Genomic DNA, 18,841 nt, shown 5'->3' with positions numbered 1-18,841 from the left:
CCGACCGATCCGAGCCGACGGATCCGAGCCGAGCCGAGTCCACGAACATGACCTACGTCATCACCCAGACCTGCTGCAGCGACGCCACCTGCGTCGCCGTCTGCCCGGTCAACTGCATCCACCCCACACCGGAGGAGCGGGCGTTCGGCAGCACGGAGATGCTGCACATCGACCCCGCGACCTGCATCGCCTGCGGCGCCTGCGCCGACGCCTGCCCGGTCGACGCGATCTTCCCGGTGGACAAGCTGCCGGCCGCCCAGCGGGAGTACGCCGACGTCAACGCGGGCTACTTCGACGAGGGCGGGGCGGCCGGCGGCCCCGCGCCGGAGCCCGAGGGGCCCAACTTCCACCCCTGGGGCGAACCGTCCTTCCCGCGCGTCCTGCCCGCCGACTTCGCGCCGCTGAAGGTCGCCGTCGTCGGCACGGGCCCCGCCGGGATGTACGCGGCGCAGGACCTGCTCCTGCACACCGGCGCCGAGATCACCCTCATCGACCGACTCCCGGTGGCGGGGGGCCTCGTGCGCTACGGCGTGGCGCCGGACCACCCCGCCACCAAGCGGGTCGGCGACACCTTCGCCCGCTTCCACGCCCACCCGAGGGTACGGATGCACCTGGGGCTCGACGTGGGAGCCGACGTCACCGCCGAGGAGATCGCCGACCACCACGACGCGGTGATCTACGCGGTGGGCGCCTCCGCCGACCGGCGTCTCGGCATACCCGGCGAGGACCTGCCGGGGTCCCTCTCCGCCCGCGCCTTCGTCGCCTGGTACAACGCCCACCCGGACGCGGCGGCGGATACCGTCGACCTGTCGGCGGAGCGCGTGGTCGTCGTCGGCAACGGCAACGTCGCCCTGGACGTGGCACGCATCCTGCTCGCCGACCCCGACGCGCTGGCCCGCACCGACATCGCCGACCACGCCCTGAGCGCGCTGCGGTCCGGCAAGGTGCGCGAGGTGGTGCTCCTCGCACGGCGCGGCCCCGAGCACGCGGCCTGCACCCGGTCCGAACTCCTCGCCCTGAAGCACCTTCCGGGCGTCGACCTCGTCGTCGACGACCACGACCCGAGGATCGCCGCCGCCATCGACGCGGCGGGCCCGAAGGACAAGGCCGCCGTCCTGCGCGACGTCACCCGCGCTCCCGTGGACCTGGGGCGGCAGCCGGGGCCGGGCAGGCGCATCGTCCTGCGCTTTCACAGCGAGCCCGTGGAGATCCAGGGCGAGGGCCGGGCCGAGGCGGTGCGCGTCGCGTCGGGGGCGGGGGAGCGCGTCCTGCGGGCGGGCCTGGTCCTGCGCGCGATCGGCTACCGCGGTGTGCCGGTGGCGGACCTGCCCTTCGACGAGACGACGGGCACCGTGCCGCACGAGGGCGGCCGGGTCGCCGGGCGCCCCGGCGCCTACGTCGTGGGGTGGATCAAGCGCGGCCCCACCGGCGGCATCGGCGCCAACCGCACCTGCGCCGCCGAGACGGTGTCGACGCTCCTGGCCGACGCGGTCGCGGGCACGCTGCCCGCCCCGCGGCAGCCGGTACGCGCCTTCCACCGCCTGGCCCGCCGCCGCAACCGCCAGGTGGTAGACGCCCGCGGTCTGGCCGCGATCGAACGCGCGGAGACGGCCCGCGGCGAGGCCGCGGGCCGCCCCCGGGTCAAGCTGGCGACGGTGGCCGAACTCGTCTCCACCGCACGGTCGAGACGTCCGGGCCTGCTGCGCTGACGGCCCGTGCGGAGCCTCAGTCGTCCAGGGCGTCCATGACCTTGCCGAGGTCCACGAACTTGAAGTTGGTGGAGGGGCGCTCGCTGTCACCGGGCGCGTCATGGCCGTCCTGCACGACGAGCAGACCGTTGGGGAACCTGGACCCCAGCGACTCGTTGAGCACCGCGGCGCCGTCGCACTCCTCCGAGCCGTCGAGGGTGGCGGAGGCCGCCGTCACGCGGAAGCCGCCCTCGTACTCGTTGGCGTCGGACACCTCGCGGTCGTAGGCGGCGAAGGTGTTGTCACCCTGGCTGGACGCCAGGAGGTAGCCGTCGCCGTCCTTCTCCGTGAGGAGCGTCAGCCCCTCGACGTCGGCCGTGACGCGCTTGCCGCCGTAGCCGGGGTCGGCGCCCGGCGTGCACTCCTCGGTCTCCTCGTCATAGGCGCCGGGGACGCCGTACTCGCGGACCTTGTCGATCAGCTTCGGCTTGCCCGTCAGGTCGGCGCGGAGCCGCCAGATGCCGACGTCCTCCTGGCCCGCGTACAGCGTGCCGTCGGCCGGGTCGACCACCATGCCCTCGACCTGCGGCAGTTCGCCGGGCTCGCCGCAGGGCGTCCACGAAGTGCCGTTCGGGAGGCGGAAGTCGGCGGGCAGGTCGATGGTGCGGACCTTGCGGTAGCTGACCTTGCCGTCGGCGGCCGGGGTGAGTTCGAGCAGGGCGATGCTCGTCCGCTCCCGCTGGCTGACCAGGGCGTAGGAGCGGCCCGTGGCCTTGTCGGTCCAGGTGGCGAGCCCGTACGCGGTGCGCTGGTCGTCGATCTCCGCCTGGTCGGCGGAGAAGATCGGCGGGGCCGAGGGGTCCGTGACGTCGGTGAGCGGGCCGCCGGGGCGGCTGTTGTCGATGCGGTAGAAGCGGAGCCGGTCGGTGCCGCGGTCGCTGGTCACGGCGAGGTCGGCCGGGCCGGACGACAGGCGCAGCCCGTGCACGAGGTCGACGTTGTTGTAGCGGCCGGGGGCGTGGTCGGGGCCCGGCGCGGCGGGCGCGGGCAGGGACTGCACCTCACGGGCCGCCAGGTCGTAGACGCGCAGTCCGCCCTGCTTGCCGGTGGCGATCACCAGGCTGCGGTCCGGGTCCGCGTCGTCGCGCCAGATCGCCGGGTCGTCGGCGTCGGCGTCGCCGCCCGCCTCGTCGTCGTGCAGGGCCGGGGTCTCGGCGCGCGGCGTGACGGCGGGCAGGGCGGCCTTCGTCGCACCGGCCGGAGCGGCCAGGGCCTGGTAGGGCACGGCGAGCGCGGCGAGGGAGACGACGGCGGTGGCGAGGGCGAGAGCCGCCGACCGGGGAGTGCGGGGGGTGACCACGTAAGGATCCCTTCGGGAAGGTGGACCGGGTACCGGACGGGCAGAGTCTGTGATCTCCGTATGAAGGATTACCGATGGGTAATGCGTGGCGAGGTGAAGCGACGGTGAACAACGTGGCGTGCTCATGCTCGGCTGACGGGGCGTCACCGTCCATGCCGACGGGCTTTTCCATGCCTCGGATCCGCGCCCCGGCACACAAAAGACCCCGGTCTCCATACCGGAGACCGGGGTCTTGTCGAGCGCTGGGCAGGCCTTGCACCTACATCTCCCCGCAGGAAGCGGGGCGCCTTTCCTTGGACCACCAACGCCTGGCCTGCCACCGGAAGTTCGGCGGCGAGCTCAAGATCAATCATAGACCATGTCAGGCGGTGTTCGAACCAACGCCTGAACCAGCCCCTGCGTCACCCCCTGAACCAGCCCCGCGCCCCCGCGCGGCCACCGCCGGGATCACCGCGAGCGCGAGGGTCCCCGCCGCCACGGCGAGGAGCGGATAACCGCCGCCCGCCACCACGAGGCCCGAGGCCATGCCGCCCGTCGCGCCCGCCAGGGACATCCCCACGTCGACCAGGCCCTGCACGGACGCGCGGCTCTTGGCCGGGGCGGCGTCGGTGACCAGCGCGGTGCCGCTGACCAGGGCGAGGTTCCAGCCGACGCCGAGTACGACGAGCGCGCAGGCCGGCCAGAGCACGCCGCCCGGCGGGGCGAGACCGGCGAGCAGGCCCGCGCCGAGCAGGACGGCGCCGGACGCCGCCGCCACGGGGAGCCGGCCGAAGCGGTCGGCGAGCAGGCCGCTCAGCGGCGAGGGCAGGAACATCGCGCCCACGTGCAGGGCGATGACGAGCCCCACGGCCTGGGCGCCGTGGCCGTGCGCCGCCATGTGGACCGGCGTCATCGTCATCACGGCGATCATCACCAGCTGGGCGGTGATCATCACGGTGGCGCCCGTGACGACACCGGGGGTGAAGCGGCCGGACCCCGGTGCGGCGGCGGCCACCGGCTCCTGCGGCGGCGCGGCGCGGGACAGGAGCAGCGGGTCGGGCCGCAGCCACAGCAGCAGGACCAGGGCGGCGGCGGCGTAGGCGGCCGAGGCGAGCAGGAAGGGGCCCGCGAGCCGCGGGACGCCCCAGGCGTGGGCGAGGGTTCCGGTGGGGCCTACGAGGTTGGGGCCCGCGACCGCGCCCAGCGTCGTGGCGAGCAGCACGGTGCCGGTGGCCCGGCCGCGCCGCTCCGGCGGGGCGAGGTCGGCGCCCGCGTACCGCGCGAGCAGGCCCGTCGCCGTGCCCGCCCCGTACACGAAGAGCGAGGCCAGCAGCAGCCACGCCCACTGCCAGGCCGCCCCGGCGACCACCCCGGCGCTGCCGAGCGCGGCGGCCCCGTGGCCGAGCGCGAGGCCGGGGCGTCGCCCCCGCCGCTGCGAGACGCGCCCGATCACCGCCGCGCCGAGGGCCGCCCCGGCGGTGAACAGCGCGGCGGGCAGCCCGGCGAGGCCCGTGGAGCCGAGCAGGTCCTCGGCGAGCAGCGCGCCGACCGTGATGCCCGCGGCCATGCCCGCACCGCCGAGCGCCTGCGAGACGACGAGCACGGTCAGGGTGCGCCGCAGGACGCGGGGCGTCGCCGCTTCCCCGGCCCGCGGGGCGGTCGCGGTCACGCCGCTCCTCGTGACGGCGCCTTGGCCTCGCCCGCCGCGGCCGCGATCTCTGCGAGGGACAGGCCGAGTTCGTCGTGCAGGAACCGCACGACCGTCCAGTGCGGCAGCGCCGCCTCGTCGAACGGGCCGAACGCGGCGGTGTAGAGGGGGAGCCACCGCAGCGCCTCCTCGGCGGCCGTCTCGCGCCCGGGGGCCGCCTGGTAGGCGTCGTAGGAGATGCTGCGGTGGTGGATGAAGTGGCCGCCGGGGAGCCGCTGTTCGCACAGTTCGCGGTACTCGCGGGTCTGGAGGATGAGGTAGTGCCAGATCTCGTCGATGTCCTGCTCCACGGGCAGGAAGAGGCCGCCGAGCCGGTCGGGGTGGCGCGAGACCAGGTAGAGATAGCGGAGGCACTCGCGGACCTGGTCCCTGACGAAGGCGGTGTCCGGCGCGCCGGGCCGCGCGGCGAAGTGCCGGACCACTTCCGCGTGCAGGTCGCCGCCGAGCAGTTCCTCGGCGGTGGGCGCCGTCTTCACGGGCATGGGGGCTGGCTCCTGTCGGGGCTCGGGGCTCGGGGCTCGGGGCTCGGGGTTCGGTCGAAGGGGGCGGGCGCTACGGGATCAGCCAGGCGTACTTGCCGGAGCGTCCGACGGGTATGCGGGCGCGGTGCTCCACCTGGCAGGCGCGACCGGTCAATTCGGTGACGGCAGAGGCGAGTTCGCGGCTCCCCTCGGGAGTGAGAGGGGTGCCGTCGAAGGTCGTGCACCACAGCCGGCACTCGGCCCCACCGGTCAGCCGCAGTTGCTGGAGGAAGACCCGGGGGGCGACGCCGGCGACGCGCGCGTCCAGGTCGGCCTGGGCGACGGGGCCCGCGGGCGTGGCGAGCAGCTCCTTCTCGCGCCCGCAGAAGGAGGCGATCCGCATGGGGTCGGCGCTGCCGTCGAAGGTGCGGACGCAGTCGCCCGAGCGGTAGCGGACCAGCGGCATGTAGGGGTTGCGGACGCTGGTGACGATGAGGCTGTGGATGCCGCTGCCGGGCTTTACCGGGATCAGCTCCACGCTCATGCCGTCCAGATAGGGCCGGTACGAGCCGTCGGCCTCGCTGTAGAAGAGGTAGCCGAGTTCCGTGCTGCCGAAGAGGTCCACGACGGGGCAGCCGAAGCGGGCGCGCAGGAGGGCGCGGACGTTCAGGGGCGTGTACTCGTAGGCGTGGACGATGCCCGTCGGCGGCGGAAAGGCGTCCCACAGGTCCCACTCGGTGACCTTGGCGACGAGGTGGGCCAGGTGGTGGCCGGAGCAGTCCAGGAGGTACGAGCTCCGGGGGTGCGCGGCGGCGACCCCCCGGATCTCGGTGAGCATCCGCTCGACCTCGGCGCGGTCCCAGTCGGCCGGGTCCAGGCGGCGGTTGAGGTACAGGGTGCGGTCGTCCAGCCAGCGCTCGCCCGGGGTGGCGCCCGACTTGCGGGAGTTGACGCGGGCGACGTGCTCGGTGGCGAGGACGGTGGTCAGGGAGACCCGCTTGGCCCCGTCGTGCCAGGACGCGCCCAGCTCGGGGTGTTCGCTCCAGAGGCGGTAGTAGGACCGGAGCAGGAAGTAGGGCGGGCGGATGAGCTGCATGCGGGCGTGGTTGGTGCCGGTGGAGAGCACGAACTCCGCCTCGCCCGCCTTTAGGGCGCGGGCGAGCTCGGGGGTCATCCAGTTGTCGGGGAAGCCCTCGGCGATCGCGGGCTTCTCCAGGATCGGGAAGTCGCCGCGCTCGACGGACGCGCGGTAGAGGGGGATGTCCCGGACCCGGTCCAGGACGTCGGCGCTCGGCAGGCGGTTCACGGGGGCTCCGGAGGACGAAGGGGCCGGGGGGTGAGGGCGGGGCCGCCGCCCGTGCCGAAGGCTGCGGCGGCGGCCCCGCGCGACGCTCAGTGGCTCAACGCGTCAGGAGATGCAGCCGGTCTTGCCGGTGGCGCTGATGCATCCGGTCTTCGGCGTCGCGCTGATACAGCCGTCCTTGGCCGAACCGGCGCCGCCCTGCGCGGAGTTGGCGGCGACCCACTTCTGCCACACGGACTCTTCGGTCATGCGCTTGATGAGCTGCTCCATGGTGAAACCTCCATAGATATGAGCCGTAAGCGATGGTTTTCGGTGATCTGTCCCATCGCCGTTCGAAGGTAAAGAGAAGGTCAAAGGAGTGTCAAGAGGGGGGTGGGGATACCTCTGGCCTCCGTGCGCGAGCACGCCGAACCGCCGCGCGACGAGCCATGTGCGTGGTCTCGGGGCGGGCGGTTCGCCGGTCTCGGTCAGTGGTGGCGGCGCGTCGGCCCGGTCAGTGGTGGGCAGACGCCTGCGCGGGAATTTCGGCGGGCTCCCCGACCTCCCCGGGCGCCGTGGACCCGGGGCCGGACGGCGGGCGCGTCCGCATCCGGACGGCCTCCGTGCCGCTGTCGTTGTGCCGCAGGGCCCAGTTGTCCAGCGTCGTGCGGCAGGCGTGGTCGAGATGGCGCACCACGGTCAGGTCCAGCTCGATGGGCCGGTCCTTGGGCATGGCCTCCAGCGTCTCCAGGATGCGCGGCAGGCGCAGGAACGTGGCGTTGCCCGTGAGCGTCACCACCATGCGGCCGTCGGTGAGTTCGCGTACGTCCACCTGCACGTGCGAGGTGTCCCAGGCGGACTTGACCACCGCGAGGACCAGGCCGAGCACCACGCCCTCGAACATGTTGGTCACCACGATGGCGATCGCGGTGGCGGAGAGGACGACGGCCTCCCCCCGGTGGGCACGGGCGAGCGGGACGATCTCCTTGACGGGGATCAGTTTGCAGCCGGCGTGCACGAGGACACCGGCGAGCGCGGCCAGCGGGATGATGCCGAGCGCGGACGGCAGCAGCACGGCGAAGAGCAGCAGCCAGGCGCCGTGCGCGATGCGGGAGAGCGGCGTACGCGCGCCCGCCCGCACATTGGCCGAGCTGCGGACGATGACCGCGGTCATGGGCAGCGCGCCCAGCACGCCGCACACCGTGTTGCCGACGCCCTGAGCGACGAGTTCCTTGTCGTAGTGCGTGCGAGGACCGTCGTGCATGCGGTCCACCGCCGCCGCGCTGAACAGGGACTCCGCGGACGCGATCAGCGTGAACGCGAGGACCGTGCCGAGCACCGCCACGCTGCCGAGGTCGGCCAGGTCGCCGAGGCCGGGCGGCTGGACGGCGTCGACGAGGCCGCGCACCTCCACGTTCGCCACGTCCAGGCGGAGACCGGCTACCGCGGCGGTGGCCAGGGCGACCGCCGCCAGCGGGGCGGGCACCACGCGCGCGGCGGCGGGCAGCTTCGGCCATAGGACGAGCACGGCGATGGTGCCGACGCCGACGGCCGCGGCGGTCAGTGACGCGGTGTCGGTGATGACGTCACCGATGAGGCGGGGCAGCCCCGCGATCTTGTCGATGCCGGAACGCGGCTGCTCCGCGCCCGCCATGGTGTAGAGCTGGCCCAGGATCAGGACGAGACCGATGCCGGCCAGCATGCCCTGGACGACGGAGACGGAGATCGCGCGGAACCACCGGCCGCAGCGCAGCAGGCCGAGGGTGACCTGAAGCGCGCCGGTGAGCAGCACGATGGCGCCGAGCATGCCGAGCCCGAACTCGCGCACCGCCTCGAAGACGAGCACGGTGAGACCGGCGGCGGGGCCGCTGACCTGGAGGGCGCTGCCCGGCAGGAAGCCGACGACGAGACCGCCGACGATGCCGGTGACCAGGCCGAGTTCGGCGGGGACGCCGGAGGCGACGGCCACGCCCACGCAGAGCGGCAGGGCGACGAGGAAGACGACGAGGGAGGCGAGGAGGTCCTGGCGCAGGACGCCGGGCTCACGCAGCTTGTGGTAGGGGGAGAAGAAGGAGGACATCAGAGTGGCGGGTCCTGTCGTGGGAGCGGGCCGGGCTCGGGGGCGCGGCGGGCTTCACAGGGGACCGAACGCCGGGCGGTCGCCGGACGTGGGGCGACCGCCGGAGGAGGGGCGGTGGACGAGGACGGCGCCGGTGTGCACCTCGTAGTACCAGGCGTGCAGCGTCAGCGAACCGTCGTCGACGCGCTCCTGGACGCACGGGTAGGCGCGCACGCGCGCCACTTGGGCGAGCACATGCTCCTGCACGGCCTCCGCGACGTCCGCCGAGGCCGGGGCCGTGAGGGAGCGCAGGGCGTCGTCGGGGGCCACGGAGTGGTCGAGCCAGTCGCGGACGGCCGGCACGGCCGACAGGTCCTCGCCCCGCACCAGTGCGCCGACCGCGCCGCAGTGCGAGTGTCCGCAGACGACGATGGAGCTGACCCCGAGGACGCACACGGCGTACTCGATGGTGGCCGCCTCGCTCATCGGGTGGCCGTCGCGCTCCGCGCGGCCCGCCGAGGGGTAGGGGGGTATGACGTTGCCGGCGGTGCGGAGTTCGAAGAGCTCGCCGGGGCGCGCTCCGGTGATCAGGGAGGGGACGACGCGCGAGTCGGAACACGTGATGAACAGGGCTTCGGGGGACTGCCCCGCTCCCAGGGCCCGGAAGGCCTCGGTGTTCCGCGGGTCCGCGACATGGGTCGCGGCGAAGGATCGGGCGTTGTCGATCAGTGACTTCATGGTGGCCTGCCTCCTGCGTCCGCACGGCCGGGGGCCGGGACGCGGTGTGGTCGGGTCGAGGGTGACGGAGGGGCGGCGCGCAGAGCCGGGATGACGGCTCCGGATGGCCCCGGGGGACAGCCTGCTGGGCCGTCGTGTCCTCCACTTTGCCATCGCATTAACCTCCGATGACAGAGGAAAATTCTGCCAAAGAATGAGTAAAAAACACCCCTGACCTGGGAACTAGTCCAGCGATCAACCGTTGGTCAAGGCTTCACGCGGAGATCGGTGCGGAGGTCAGAGCCGATTCCGTTCGCCGACGCGTCCGTTTCGCCGCCGGTCGCGGGGGCACCCGGGGCATCTCCCCGCGTGCGGCGGACGCCCGTCGCACCGAGGGTGGAAGGAACGAGCAGGAAGGCCACCACTGATGAACGACGCCAACGGCGCCCCGGGCCAGCAGGACCCGACGACGCGCCACCCCCAGCCGGACTTCGCCCAGCAGAACCAGGAGACGCCCGGCTGGACGGGGCCCATGGATCCGCCGCCGGACCACGGCGAGGAGTCGTACCGGGGCAGCGGCCTCCTCAAGGAGCGCAAGGTGCTGCTGACCGGCGGCGACTCGGGCATCGGCAGGGCCGTCGCGATCGCCTTCGCGAGGGAGGGCGCGGACGTCCTCTTCACCCATCTGCCCGAAGAGGCGGGCGAGGCCCGGGAGACGGCACGCCTCGTCGAGGAGGCCGGGCGCAAGGCGGTCGCCGTGCCCTGCGACATCCGCGAGGAGGAACAGTGCCGCAGGCTCGTCGCACGGGCGGTGGAGGAGTTCGGCCGGATCGACGTCCTCATCAACAACGCCGCCTACCAGATGTCGCAGCCCGGCGGGATCGGTGACATCTCCACCGAGCAGTTCGACCGTGTGATGCACACGAACCTGTACGGCATGTTCTGGCTCAGCAAGATGGCGGTGCCGCACATCCCGGCGGGCGGCTCCATCATCAACACCACGTCGGTGCAGGCCTACAAGCCGAGCCCGCACCTGCTGGACTACGCGATGACCAAGGGCGCCATCGTCACCTTCACCCAGGGGCTCGCGCAGATGCTGGTCGAGGACGGCATCCGCGTCAACGCCGTGGCCCCGGGGCCGGTGTGGACCCCGCTGATCCCCGCGACGCTGCCGGACACCGCGGAGTTCGGCAAGCAGGCGCCGATGGGCCGGCCCGCTCAGCCCGCCGAGATGGCGCCCGCCTATGTGTTCCTCGCGTCGGAGCACGCGAGCTTCATCACCGCCGAGATCGTGAACGCCACCGGCGGCACTCCGCTGCCGTGACGCCGCCTCCGCCGTGGACGGAAAGCGCGGACCGCACGAGAAGCACGACCGCACCAAAAGCACGACCGCACCAAAAGCACGGACAGCACGGACAGCACCGACAGCACGGAAAGTACGGACGCGCCGGCCCGGACGGGCTCGCGCCGGACGAAAGGGCATGACGTGGCCGTACGCCACCACCTGATCAAGAAGCCCCCCTCGGCGGTCTGGGAGGTGCTCGACGACGGGCACCGGTACGCCGACTGGGTGGTCGGCACGCACGACTCCCGGCCGATCGACGGGCACTGGCCGGAGGTCGGCTCCCGTATCGAGTACACCGTCCGGCTCGGCCCCCGGGAGTTCTCGGGGCACACCGTGGTGCGCCGCCTGGAACGGCCCGACCGGCTCGAACTGGAGGCCTACAGCGGTGCCCTCGGCACGGCCCGGATCGCCATCGAGGTACAGCCCTGGGGCGAGCACACCCTGGTGCGCGTCGACGAACACCCGCTGCAGGGCCTCGGCGGCGCCCTGCACAACGCCGCCGTCGACGCCCTGATCCAGATCCGGCACCGCAGCATGCTCAGCCGCCTGGCGGCGCTGGTCGAGCGGGGCAGGCCCCACGACCGCGCGGCCCAGCACACGACGACCTGAGACGGGGGAGTACCCATGCCGGACGCAGTGGTGATCGGCGCGGGACCCAACGGTCTCGTGGCGGCGAACCTGCTGGCCGACGCCGGATGGAGCGTCGAGGTCCTGGAGGCCCAGGACGAGCCGGGCGGCGCCGTCCGCAGCGACCGCGGGGTGCACCCCGACTTCATCAGCGACATGTTCAGCGCCTTCTACCCGCTGGCGGTGGCGTCGCCGATCATCGACGGGCTCGGCCTGGAGCGCGAGGGGCTGCGCTGGGCCCACGCCGAACACGTCCTCGCCCACCCGCTGACGGACGGCCGCTGCGCGGTCCTGAGCCGTGACCGCGGCGTCACGTCCGCGTCCGTCGACTCCTTCGCCGCGGGCGACGCGCGCGGCTGGGAGAACCTGCACGCGATCTGGGACCGCCTCCGCGAACCGCTGATCGACGCCCTGTTCACGCCGTTCCCGCCGGTGCGCTCGGGGCTGACCCTGGCCGCGCGGCTGCGGGCGGGCGGCGGTCTGCGGGTGGCGCGGTCACTGGTGCTGCCCGTGCGCAGGCTGGGCGAGGAGGAGTTCGCGGGCGAGGGCGGCAGGCTGCTGCTCGCCGGCAACGCCCTGCACGCGGATCTCGCCCCCGAGGCGGCCGGCAGCGGCGGCTTCGGCTGGCTGATGTCCATGCTCGGCCAGACGTACGGCTTCCCCGTCCCCGTCGGCGGGGCGGGAGCCCTGACCTCGGCCCTGGTCAGCCGCCTTGAGCGCAAGGGCGGCACGGTCCGCTGCGGCGAGCGCGTCACCGAGGTGGTCGTACGCGGCGGGCGCGCGGTCGGCGTGCGCACCGCGGCGGGCGAGGGCGTGGTGGCGCGCAAGGCCGTCCTCGCCGACGTGGCCGCCCCCGATCTGTACGGAAAGCTGGTCGGCCCCGCGCATCTGCCGCACCGCCTGCTCCAGGATCTGCGCCGCTTCCAGTGGGACTTCGCCACGTTCAAGGTGGACTGGGCCCTCTCGGGGCCGATCCCCTGGACGGCGGAGGGCGCCAGGGGCGCGGGCACCGTGCATGTGGCCGACGGGGTGGACGAGTTGACGCGGTTCGCCGCGCAGATCGCGATGAGCCTCGTGCCGGACAGGCCCTTCTCGCTGGTCGGCCAGATGACCACGGCCGACGCCACACGCTCCCCCGCGGGCACCGAATCGGCGTGGGCGTACACGCACGTGCCCCACCGCGTCCGTGACGACGCGGGCGGCGACGGCCTGACGGGCCGCTGGGACAAGCGCGAGAACGAGACCATGGCCGACCGGGTGGAGGAGCAGATCGAGCGCCTGGCGCCCGGCTTCCGCGAAAAGATCATCAACCGGCGCGTCCTGGCGCCGCCCACGCTGGAGCAGCTGAACGCCAACCTGCGGGGCGGCGCGATCAACTCCGGCACGACCAACATGCACCAGCAGCTCATCTTCCGGCCGGTGCCTGGCGCGGGCCGCCCGGAGACCCCGGTGCCGCACCTCTACCTCGCCTCCGCCTCGGCGCACCCCGGCGGCGGTGTCCACGGGGCCCCGGGCGCCAACGCCGCACGCGCCGCCCTGCGGCGTCGCTACGGCTCCGGGATCTTCTCCACCGCGCAGCGCGCGCTCGGCAGCCGCGGCAGGACGGGCCGGAAGCCGGGCGCCGTCTAGTCCGGCCCGGCTCCCTCGGGCCCGCCCCTTGGCGGGGCGGGCGGCGGGCGGCCTCGCCGGGGCTCAGGCAGGGGGCGGTCCCGCCTCCCGGGCGATGACCCTGAACTGCGCGCCGTCCGGGTCGCGCAGGGTCGCCGTCGGGGGCCGCCCCGAGAGGTCCTGCTCGATCACGTGGCCGCCGTTCTCGGCCGCCGCGCGCACGCACGCCTCGACGTCCTTCACGGTGAAGTGGACCTGCCAGTGCGGCCGGACGGCCGGGTCGGGGGAGGCCTCGACGGCGCCGGAGCTGAGCCGCGCCGCCGGGCGTCCGCCGCTGAAGAGGACCACCTCTTCCTCCTGGTAGCGCACCTCGCAGCACTCCGGCCTGCCGCACGCCCAGTCGAGCACCTCGCCGTAGAAGATCGCGGCGTCGAAGGCGTCGCGGGTGCGCAGCCGCAGCCAGGCGGGCGCGGCGTGCGACGCGCTGCGCCAGCTCGTGAGGATCTCGCCCTCCCAGACGCCGAACACGGCCCCGTCGCGGTCGGACAGCAGGGCCGCGCGCCCGTTGGGGAAGGGGATCGGCCCCACCGCGACCGTCCCGCCGCGCTCCCGGACGCGGCCCGCCGTCTCGTCGGCGCTCAGCACCGCGAAGTACGGGGTCCAGGCCGCCGCGATCTGCAGGGAGGTGGCGACGGCGCCGACCCCGGCCACGGGGTCGCCCTCGGCGGTGGCGACCGAGAACTGTTCGCCGAGTTTGGCGGGCCGGAACCGCCAGTCCATCACCGCCCCGTAGAACCTTTGTGCGGTGGTGAGGTCTCGTGCCGTCAGGCTGACCCAGCAGGGAGCCCCGACCGCCGACTCGCTCAGCACGGACCCGGTCCGCCTGGCGGAGCCGGCGCCCTCGCCCGCGACGGCCGTGCTCTCCCGGCTCGGTGGATTCCTGTCGTCGTGGTGCATGTGCAACCCGTCCTGGAATTCGAGGCACCCTCGAGAATTACTCCGGCACCTGTGCTTGAGGGCCCGCCGGGCCCGGGTTCTCCCACGGATGGCGTACCGAGAGCCTCATGGGGCGTCGCCGTCCGGGCGGTGGTCTCGCGCGGTGCCGCTCGCGGTCATGGAGGGCCGGGAGAGCAGGAGCAGACCGTGTGCCTCGACGGCGACCTCGCTGCCCGCCTTGTGTTCGGCCTCGTCCGAGAGGCCCTGGGGGTCCGAGGTGTCGATCCGTGTCATCCACCGCTCACCGTACGCGGGGTCGGGCAGCCGGAAGAGGACCGGCTCCCGGAAGCTGTTCAACAACAGCAGAAAGGAGTCGTCCACGACGGGCATGCCCTGGGGGTCCGGCTCCGCGATCGCGTCGCCGTTGAGGAAGACCCCGACGGAGTGCGCGTCCGCCCGCTGCCAGTCGTCCTCCGTCATCTCCCGCGCGTCGGGCCGCAGCCACACCAGGTCCGCCAGCGGCTGGCCCTCGTGCGTCACCGTGTCGCCGCGGAAGAAGCGGCGTCTTCGCAGCACCGGGTGGGCCGCGCGCAGGGAGATGCAGCGCCGGGTGAAGGCGACCAGGTCGCGCTGTTCGAGGTCGAGGTCCCAGTTGACCCAGGACAGCTCGCCGTCCTGGCAGTAGGCGTTGTTGTTGCCCCGCTGCGTGCGGCCCAGCTCGTCGCCGTGGGCGATCATCGGGATGCCCTGCGAGAGCAGCAGGGTGGCCAGGAAGTTCCGCTGCTGCCTGGCCCGCAGCGCGAGCACCGCCTCGTCGTCGGTGGGCCCCTCGACGCCGCAGTTCCAGGAGCGGTTGTGGCTCTCGCCGTCCTCGTTGCCCTCGCCGTTGGCCTCGTTGTGCTTGTCGTTGTACGAGACCAGGTCCCGCAGCGTGAAGCCGTCGTGGGCGGTCACGAAGTTGACGCTGGCGCGCGGTCTGCGGCGGTCGCGCTGGTAGAGGTCGGCGGAGCCGGTGAGGCGGGAGGCGAACTCGGGCAGCGTGTGCTCCTGGCTCCGCCAGAAGTCGCGCACCGAGTCGCGGTACTTGCCGTTCCACTCCGACCACAGCGGCGGGAAGTTGCCGACCTGGTAGCCGCCCTCGCCGACGTCCCACGGTTCGGCGATGAGTTTGACGCGGCCGACCACCGGGTCCTGCTGGACCATGTCGAAGAAGGCCGAGAGCCGGTCCACGTCGTGGAACTGGCGTGCGAGCGTGGCGGCCAGGTCGAAGCGGAAGCCGTCGACGTGCATCTCGGTGACCCAGTACCGCAGCGAGTCCATGACGAGCTGCAGGACGTTGGGGTGGCGCATCAGCAGGCTGTTGCCCGTGCCGGTGGTGTCGAAGTAGTGCGCCGGGTCGTCCTCCGCGAGCCGGTAGTACGAGGCGTTGTCGATGCCGCGGAAGGCGAGCGTCGGGCCGTTCTCGTTGCCCTCCGCGGTGTGGTTGTAGACCACGTCGAGGATCACTTCGAGCCCGGCGGCGTGCAGCTTCTTGACCATCGACTTGAACTCGGTGACCTGTTCGCCGCGCGAGCCGTCGGCCGCGTAGGCGTTGTGCGGGGCGAAGAAGCCGATGGAGGTATACCCCCAGTAGTTGGAGAGGCCCCGGTCGCGCAGGAAGCCGTCCTGCGCGAACTGGTGCACGGGCATCAGCTCGACGGCGGTCACCCCGAGGGAGAGCAGGTGGTCGATGACCGGCTCGGTCGCGAACCCCGCGTAGGTGCCCCGCAGCTTCGCCGGGACCCCCGGGTGCCTGCGCGTCAGGCCGCGCACGTGCGCTTCGTAGATCACGCTGTCGGCGTACCGCCGTCTGGGCGGCACGTCACCCTCCCAGTCGAAGGCGTCGTCGGTGACCACCGAGAGCAGGGTGTGCGCGGCGCTGTCGGCCGGGTCGGGGCCGTCCCCGGCGAGTTCGTAGAGGGAGGGGTGGTTGTCGATCTGCCCCTCGAAGGCCCGCGCGTAGGGGTCGAGAAGCAGCTTCGCGGGGTTGCAGCGGTGCCCGGCGGCCGGGTCCCAGGGGCCGTGCACCCGGTAGCCGTAGCGCTGACCGGGGCCGATGCCCGGCAGGTAGCCGTGCCAGATGAAGCCGTCGACCTCGGTGAGGGTGACGGGCCGGTGGACGCCGTCCTCGTCGATGAGGATGAGGTCGACGCGGTCGGCGGCCTCGCTGAAGAGGGCGAAGTTGGTGCCCTCGCCGTCGTAGGTCGCGCCGAGTGGAAAGGGGCGTCCGGTCCAGGTGCGCACGCGCTGCCTCCGTACGGATGAGCGTGGTCCGAGTCTGATCGCGTGCCCGGCGTCGGGACGCCGAAAGGCCGCGGCTTCCCCGGCGGGGCGCCGCGGCCCGGTGCGCTGCCGCGTGAACGTGGGGTTCACATGGCGGGCGCGGTGCGTGGCCTCGGCTCCGGCGCTGAGGAACGTCCCACCATCGTGGGGCACGATCCGTCGGACCGCCGGACGTGGCCGCCCGGCAGGGCGGCGGCGACCAGCGGTTCCGTCGGCTCCGGAGCGGCGAGTCCGGCGACGGGGACCTCCCGGGGGACGCCCAGGGCCGTGAGCAGTCCCGGTGTGGGCATGAAGGGCGTCAGGGGGGCCCGTTCGGCCGCACGGGCGCGGTGCGAGAACCAGATGATCTTTCCGTCGGTCGCCGGGTAGTTCCCCCACCCGTCGCTCAGCGCGGCGATCTGCGCCAGACAGCCCTGCGGCCCGTAGTGCGGGTCCGGCAGGTGGGGCTCGTTGTCCGACACGGCGGTGATGAGGTGCTGCTTGTTCCACCACAGCTCCACGGCGGTGTTCCTGTCCGTCCCGTGCTCCACCACCGCACGCAGCAGGACGCCGGCGCAGTGGCTCACGGGTTCGACGAGTGTTCCCAGCCCCCAGTGCCGGAGATGGGCGGCCAGGATGCGCCTGACCTGCTCGATCCTCTCCGGGGTGATCTCCACCTCTAGGTGGTAGTAGCAGGGGGTTGACCTTGTCATCGCTCTTGGCTCCCTTCAGCGAAGCTTCCGGTACCGAAACGGCTCTGCGAGCCGCGCCCCGAGCACGAAGCGTGAGCGTAGATCGCTTCTGAGTCATTATCAGAGTGGGCACACTGCTCCATTCGTGCAACACGAGCCACTCCCGTAGTCGGGGAAGTTCCAACAGGACGCCTCGTGGTGGCCCGTGCACTATGGGTCCACACGCTCTGGTCGGCGATCACGCCGGTCCCTTCAGAAGGTGAGCAACGGATGCTGTTGCCTGCCGAGGCCGAGGTCGCGCGGCACCTGGACACGTACCGGGCATGGGAACGGCGGCTCCTCGCCGACCCCGCCGACCGAGGCGTGCGGATGCGCTTCGAGAGCACGGCGTACACGCTGTGTGTGCTGATGGGTGAGGGCACGGCCCGGGTGGCGGCGGACGCGGCCGAGTTCTCCCTGGGCCTGCGGCCTTCGCGCCGTCGGCGAGCGACCGGCGGCCGGTGGCCGTCCACCCCGTATGGCGGCAGTCCGCGCCCCGAACGCCGGATCCCGGCAGAGGAGAGATCGATGACCCAGGCTCCGCAGACGAGCGCCGTCCGGCCGACGACCTCTGCCGCGGAACGGAGTACGAGTGCCACCCGGCCGGCGCCCGCCGTCCCGGAACGCGGCGCCACCCGGCCGAAGCCGCCCGCCCCGGCGTCCGAGCGGGGCGCGGCCCGCGCCAGGACGCCCGCGCCGAAGGCCTCCGCCGCGCAGGCGCCCACCACCGAAGCGCCCGCGCCGAAGACCTCCGCGCCGAAGACACCTGCGCCGAAGACCTCCGCCGCGAAGACCCCGGCCGCGAAGGCGTCCGGGCGGAAGCGCTCCGCCGCGCGGGCGACGCCGCCGGCGCCGGTGGAGCGCCCGGTCACCTTCGACGTCCCCATCCGTGACGTGCGGCCGGTGGTCGAGGGCGGGCGCCGCCCCGCCAAGGCGGTGCCGGGGGAGACCTTCCAGGTCACGGCCACGGTCTTCGGGGAGGGCCACGAGGCGGTCGCCGCCAACGTCGTGCTGCTCGGCCCCGACGGCCGCCCGGGACCCTGGACCCCGATGCGCGAACTGGCCCCCGGCGCCGACCGCTGGGGCGCCGACGTGACGCCCGACGCCGAGGGCCGCTGGACGTACGCCGTGGAGGCGTGGGCGGACCCGGTGACGGGCTGGCTCCGCGCCGCCGAGGTGAAGGTCCCGGCCGGGATCGACGCCGGAGTCACCCTCGAAGAGGGCGCGCTGCTGTACGAGCGTGCCGCGCGCGGGGTGCCCGAGGGCGCGGACCGCCGGGCCCTGCTCGACGCCGTCGATGCGCTGCGGGACGAACTGCGCCCGCCCGTGGCCCGTCTGGCGGCGGCCCTCACCCCACGGGTGGAAGCGGTGCTCGCCCGCCACCCGCTGCGGGAGCGGGTCACCCGTTCGGCCGCCCTGCCCCTGCTCGTGGAGCGGAGCCGGGCGCTGTTCGGCTCCTGGTACGAGTTCTTCCCGCGCTCGGAGGGCGCGGTGATCCGACCGGGGGCCGCGCCGGTCCCGGGGACGTTCCGCACGGCCGCCGAGCGGTTGCCCGCCATCGCGGGGATGGGCTTCGACGTGGTGTACCTGCCGCCGATCCACCCGATCGGCGGCACGCACCGCAAGGGTCCGAACAACTCCCTCGTGGCCGGCCCGCGGGACGTCGGTGTGCCGTGGGCGATCGGCTCCCCGGCGGGCGGCCACGACGCCGTCCACCCCGACCTGGGCACGCTCGACGACTTCGACGCCTTCGTGCGCAGGGCCGAGGGCCTCGGCCTGGAGGTCGCCCTGGACTTCGCCCTCCAGTGCTCGCCGGACCACCCGTGGGTGGACAAGCATCCGGAGTGGTTCCGCCGCAGGGCGGACGGCTCCATCGCGTACGCCGAGAACCCGCCGAAGAAGTACCAGGACATCTACCCGATCGCCTTCGGCGAGGACATGCCGGGGCTGATCGCGGAGACCGAGCGGCTGCTGCGGTTCTGGATGGGGCACGGCGTGCGGATCTTCCGCGTCGACAACCCGCACACCAAGCCGGTGGT

General features: G+C 73.3%; 15 protein-coding genes. 5 read left to right on the top strand and 10 right to left on the bottom strand.

All coding sequences use genetic code 11. The annotated features are described in order from the left end of the window. Window positions 1–47 precede the first annotated feature (47 nt). Window positions 48–1,709 carry an FAD-dependent oxidoreductase gene (locus DCW30_RS13195; protein ID WP_076687370.1) on the top strand — a complete coding sequence of 554 codons (1,662 nt, stop codon included), beginning with the start codon at window positions 48–50 and terminating at the stop codon, window positions 1,707–1,709. 16 nt (window positions 1,710–1,725) lie between these two features. Here DCW30_RS13195 and DCW30_RS13190 read toward each other — a convergent pair whose 3' ends face one another. The 7 genes from DCW30_RS13190 to DCW30_RS13165 form a co-directional block, all read right to left on the bottom strand. Beyond that, a complete protein-coding gene (locus DCW30_RS13190; RefSeq protein WP_062778483.1) occupies window positions 1,726–3,048 on the bottom strand; it encodes a phytase in 1,323 nt (440 codons plus the stop codon). Window positions 3,049–3,409: 361 nt separating this feature from the next. Then, complete coding sequence (locus tag DCW30_RS13185; RefSeq protein WP_079250217.1) at window positions 3,410–4,696, bottom strand: MFS transporter; 1,287 nt, start codon at window positions 4,694–4,696, stop codon at window positions 3,410–3,412. Further along, a complete protein-coding gene (locus tag DCW30_RS13180) occupies window positions 4,693–5,217 on the bottom strand; it encodes a glycine-rich domain-containing protein (protein ID WP_076687371.1) in 525 nt (174 codons plus the stop codon). The genes DCW30_RS13185 and DCW30_RS13180 overlap by 4 nt, the downstream gene beginning before the upstream one ends. A gap of 70 nt (window positions 5,218–5,287) precedes the next feature. Further along, window positions 5,288–6,502: a phenylacetate--CoA ligase family protein gene (locus tag DCW30_RS13175; RefSeq protein ID WP_076687372.1), complete on the bottom strand. Its 1,215-nt coding sequence runs from the start codon at window positions 6,500–6,502 to the stop codon at window positions 5,288–5,290. Window positions 6,503–6,604: 102 nt separating this feature from the next. Continuing rightward, on the bottom strand, window positions 6,605–6,769 hold the full coding sequence (locus DCW30_RS36675) for a hypothetical protein (protein WP_162933597.1): 165 nt from the start codon (window positions 6,767–6,769) through the stop codon (window positions 6,605–6,607). 223 nt (window positions 6,770–6,992) lie between these two features. After that, a complete protein-coding gene (locus DCW30_RS13170; RefSeq protein WP_079250218.1) occupies window positions 6,993–8,558 on the bottom strand; it encodes a SulP family inorganic anion transporter in 1,566 nt (521 codons plus the stop codon). 54 nt (window positions 8,559–8,612) lie between these two features. Beyond that, entirely contained in the window at window positions 8,613–9,275 is a 663-nt protein-coding gene (locus DCW30_RS13165) for a carbonic anhydrase (RefSeq protein WP_076687373.1), read from the bottom strand. Between the two features lie 406 nt (window positions 9,276–9,681). Between DCW30_RS13165 and DCW30_RS13160 the strand changes: the two genes are divergently transcribed. The 3 genes from DCW30_RS13160 (at window position 9,682) to DCW30_RS13150 (ending at window position 12,855) form a co-directional block, all read left to right on the top strand. Then, window positions 9,682–10,578: an SDR family oxidoreductase gene (locus DCW30_RS13160; protein ID WP_076687374.1), complete on the top strand. Its 897-nt coding sequence runs from the start codon at window positions 9,682–9,684 to the stop codon at window positions 10,576–10,578. 162 nt (window positions 10,579–10,740) lie between these two features. Further along, entirely contained in the window at window positions 10,741–11,208 is a 468-nt protein-coding gene (locus DCW30_RS13155; protein WP_062778471.1) for an SRPBCC family protein, read from the top strand. Window positions 11,209–11,223: 15 nt separating this feature from the next. Then, complete coding sequence (locus DCW30_RS13150; protein ID WP_076687375.1) at window positions 11,224–12,855, top strand: phytoene desaturase family protein; 1,632 nt, start codon at window positions 11,224–11,226, stop codon at window positions 12,853–12,855. Between the two features lie 63 nt (window positions 12,856–12,918). Here DCW30_RS13150 and DCW30_RS13145 read toward each other — a convergent pair whose 3' ends face one another. The 3 genes from DCW30_RS13145 to DCW30_RS13135 form a co-directional block, all read right to left on the bottom strand. After that, complete coding sequence (locus DCW30_RS13145) at window positions 12,919–13,791, bottom strand: VOC family protein (RefSeq protein ID WP_162933598.1); 873 nt, start codon at window positions 13,789–13,791, stop codon at window positions 12,919–12,921. A 105-nt stretch (window positions 13,792–13,896) separates the two neighbouring features. After that, window positions 13,897–16,053: a glycogen debranching protein GlgX gene (gene glgX / locus DCW30_RS13140; RefSeq protein ID WP_062778467.1), complete on the bottom strand. Its 2,157-nt coding sequence runs from the start codon at window positions 16,051–16,053 to the stop codon at window positions 13,897–13,899. 125 nt (window positions 16,054–16,178) lie between these two features. Beyond that, window positions 16,179–16,784 (bottom strand): pep a2, encoded by a 606-nt coding sequence (locus DCW30_RS13135; RefSeq protein ID WP_237283463.1) that lies wholly within the window; start codon window positions 16,782–16,784, stop codon window positions 16,179–16,181. Between the two features lie 249 nt (window positions 16,785–17,033). On the opposite strand from DCW30_RS13135, the gene DCW30_RS13130 reads away from it, so the two are divergent. Next, on the top strand, window positions 17,034–18,841 hold a 1,808-nt coding region (locus DCW30_RS13130), incomplete at its 3' end, for a maltotransferase domain-containing protein (protein WP_129299897.1).

Source organism: Streptomyces alfalfae (assembly GCF_004127445.1).
GTDB classification, from domain to species: domain Bacteria; phylum Actinomycetota; class Actinomycetes; order Streptomycetales; family Streptomycetaceae; genus Streptomyces; species Streptomyces alfalfae.
The sequence above is the reverse complement of the archived record's forward strand: the minus strand, read 5'-3'. Positions and strand labels throughout refer to the sequence as shown.